We start from the raw sequence: 3,086 nt of genomic DNA, 5'->3' as shown, positions 1-3,086 counted from the left end.
ACTCTTCTCTATACGTTCTTCTGCTTCTCTTACTAAAAATGACATTTTGCCTCCTCTTTCGTATGTACTTATCTTTTCATTCTATCATATATGTTTCTTTCTGCCTATTATGCAATGGTCTTTATATGATGCAGTATTGTTTAAAAGTTTTACAAGTGACGAAGAGATAATTGAATACGTTAATAACAAAATTTCTCAGTAATTATATAATCCATTTTAATATCATGTTTTTCTGTGGGAACATGCTCCACTTCTTGAAAGCTATATCCTACGCCTATTTTAATTGATGGGATAATTTTACTTAATCCCTTGTCATAGTGACCATAACCATGACCTAGCCTGTTACAGTCTTTATCAAATCCAACAACAGGTATTAACAATGCATCTGGTAGCATTTCTATTCCAGTATGAGGTTCGTAAATATTTAATTTATTTGCTATAAGTGGAAAATTTTCATTCCACTCATAAAATTTAATGGTATCTCCTTTAATTTTAGGCAATGTTGTTTTTATACTTTGGTTGTATAGCCAATTTAATATTGGAAAAATGTTTGGTTCGTTATCAAATGCTGAATAACATGCAACTATACTGGTATTTTTAAAGAATTGGCCATTAAATATGTTGATAAAATTTTCACATATTTTTTGGCTTAATTGCTCAATTTGAAGCGAAGTTAATGCACGTCTTTTGTCTAGTAAATTTTTGCGTAGTTTTTTCTTTAAATATGCACTATTATTCATGAGCAAACTTAATATGTAAAATGAGCAAAAATAAAATTTTTTCTTGCCAGGATTGTGGAGCAGTTTTTAAAAAATGGCAAGGCAAATGTACGGAGTGTAATGCTTGGAATACAATAATTGAAGAAGTTACAAACACGGCAATTACAAAGAAGATTTTAGGTAAAAATACTCAAGACGTGGTGGATATAAGTAATTTAGATTTAATAGAATCTGATTTTCAAAGGGTTGATACTAGGGTTAATGAAATAAATAGATTGCTTGGAGGTGGAATAGTAAAGGGGTCTGCTATCTTAATAGCAGGAGAGCCAGGAATTGGAAAGTCTACATTAATATTGGAATTATGCAATAAGCTTGCAAGGCAAGAATTTCTTGCAATTTATATTAGTGGTGAAGAGGCTCTATCACAGATAAAACTAAGAGCCGATAGGTTGAAAGTTGATAATAAGCACATACACGTTGCAAATATTACTTCGCTTGAAAAATTATTGTTATTAATTGCAAAATTAAAACCATCAATGATTGTTATTGACTCAATACAAACGTTGTATTTTGAAAAATTAGATTCTCCACCTGGTTCGGTAAGCCAAGTTAGGGTTTGTACACATGAATTAATACAAATTTGCAAAAAACATGGTGTAACACTTATTTTAATTGGTCATATAACGAAAGAAGGGCAGATAGCTGGCCCTAAAATTCTTGAGCATATGGTTGACGTTGTGCTTTCTTTTGAAGGAGAAAATACTCAGCAATTTAGAATAATAAGAGCTACAAAAAATAGATATGGTTCCACAAATGAAATTGCACTATTTGAAATGAGCTCAGAAGGGTTGCGAGAGATACAAAATCCATCTGAAATTTTTCTACCAGATGAACAAGATAATTTTGAAAAAGAAGGGGCGTGTATTTTTCCAAGTATAGAAGGAACAAGGACAATTTTACTAGAAGTTCAAGCATTAGTAGTGCCAAGCTTTCTTGCTACGCCAAGAAGGGCAACTGTTGGATGGGATCATAATAGGCTTTCAATGTTAATTGCAGTCCTAAATGCTAAAATGAATATAAATTTAATGAATAAAGAGGTATATTTAAACATAGTTGGAGGCTTAAGAGTAACTGAACCAGCGGTGGATTTAGCGGTGATTGTTGCTTTAATATCAGCAAATCAAAATATTACGATAACTAAAGATACTATATTTTTTGGAGAGGTAGGTTTATCGGGAGAAGTAAGGCAAGTTAACAATATAGATAATCGTTTAATTGAAGCAAGTAAATTGGGCTTTAAAAAGGCTATCATCCCTTTTCAAAGAAAAAAGTTTACTTGCAATATAGATATAATTGAGCTAAAGCACATTAATGAACTAAAAAAAATACTAATACCAAAGCCAAATGCAAGGATTTGATTTCAGTGCTGTAAATTACATTGATTATATATCATTTACTATAGTATTTATTTCAATAATATTTGGAATTTGTAGAGGTTTTATAACGTCTGCAATTAGTTTGTTTGGATGGATTTTTTCAATCATCTTAACTTATCAATTTTATCCTCAAATTGAACAGCATTTACTCAATTATATTAAATCTAAAGTTTTTGTTATAATTTTTGGTTCTGGTGGCCTACTAATTATCCTTTTAGTAGTCTTTGGAATTCTAAATAGTATATTTTATAAGTTGATTGGTGATCTTAAGAGGAGTTTTTTTGATAGGGTCATAGGGGGCTTTTTTGGTTTAGTAAGGGGCTTTTTGATTGTATCATTTTTGTTTTTGTGTCTTTCAATTAGTTTAAAATTAATATCAGGGAAAAAGCAAGAATTATCCGAGAAAGACTATCCTTCAGCAATCACAGGGGCTGTGACCTTTGAATTGGTAAAAGCAGGAGCAGATGGATTAGAAGGTGTTTTGCCAGAATCATTTCATCAAAGGTTTGACAAAATGTTCCAGCATGTAAGTAAAAAAGATGTTGATGAGATGTTTATCAAAAATTCAATTGATAAATTAACGCAATTTGCTTCTGAAGAGCAGATTAAAAATATTAATTTAAAGAGACAAGATTTAAAATCACTTGAATCTCAGGAAACAATTGAGATAAAAACCTTAGAATTCCTTTTGGAAAATTATAATGAAAAATTACTGAATGGAACCATCAAGGAAAAAATATTTTCAGATGAGGAGTATGAAAAATTAGAAACAATTATTAGCAATCATTTTAATGAATGATTTATATAGGAAGCATAAATATTAGATAGCGTATAAATAGGAAAAGTGCTAACCTTTGACCTAAAACAATACAGGTATCAAATGGATTTTGAAATAATAGTAAGAAAAAAAGAAAAAGGCGAGGTAGTATCA

4 protein-coding genes are annotated in these 3,086 nt (G+C 30.4%); 3 read left to right on the top strand and 1 reads right to left on the bottom strand.

What is annotated here, in order from left to right; all coding sequences use genetic code 11:
* A partial coding sequence (locus L8D11_RS04535; RefSeq protein WP_236870485.1) for a hypothetical protein occupies window positions 1–202 on the top strand: 202 nt, incomplete at its 5' end.
* Here L8D11_RS04535 and L8D11_RS04530 read toward each other — a convergent pair.
* The gene (locus L8D11_RS04530) at window positions 180–740 is read right to left on the bottom strand and encodes a 5-formyltetrahydrofolate cyclo-ligase (RefSeq protein ID WP_236870484.1); all 561 of its coding nucleotides are present in this window, start codon (window positions 738–740) and stop codon (window positions 180–182) included. The two genes, L8D11_RS04535 and L8D11_RS04530, sit on opposite strands and share 23 nt — an antisense overlap.
* A 20-nt stretch (window positions 741–760) precedes the next feature.
* On the opposite strand from L8D11_RS04530, the gene radA reads away from it, so the two are divergent.
* Both radA and L8D11_RS04520 read left to right on the top strand, forming a co-directional pair.
* A complete protein-coding gene (gene radA / locus L8D11_RS04525) occupies window positions 761–2,137 on the top strand; it encodes a DNA repair protein RadA (RefSeq protein ID WP_236870483.1) in 1,377 nt (458 codons plus the stop codon).
* Window positions 2,124–2,954, top strand: coding sequence for a CvpA family protein (locus L8D11_RS04520; RefSeq protein ID WP_236870482.1), 831 nt, complete (start codon window positions 2,124–2,126; stop codon window positions 2,952–2,954). Before radA ends, L8D11_RS04520 begins: the two co-directional genes overlap by 14 nt.
* Window positions 2,955–3,086: the final 132 nt, after the last annotated feature.

The sequence above is a fragment of the Candidatus Bandiella numerosa genome, assembly GCF_021811875.1.
GTDB classification, from domain to species: Bacteria; Pseudomonadota; Alphaproteobacteria; order Rickettsiales; family Midichloriaceae; genus Aquirickettsia; species Aquirickettsia numerosa_A.
Note: the sequence above shows the minus strand (reverse complement) of the source record. Positions and strands in the feature narration are given on the sequence as shown.

Bases quoted from the DNA above. Each gene is read 5' to 3' on its own strand.
- L8D11_RS04530 (WP_236870484.1), bottom strand. From the start codon at position 740: ATGAATAATAGTGCATATTTAAAGAAAAAACTACGCAAAAATTTACTA.
- radA (WP_236870483.1), top strand. From the start codon at position 761: ATGAGCAAAAATAAAATTTTTTCTTGCCAGGATTGTGGAGCAGTTTTT.
- L8D11_RS04520 (WP_236870482.1), top strand. From the start codon at position 2,124: ATGCAAGGATTTGATTTCAGTGCTGTAAATTACATTGATTATATATCA.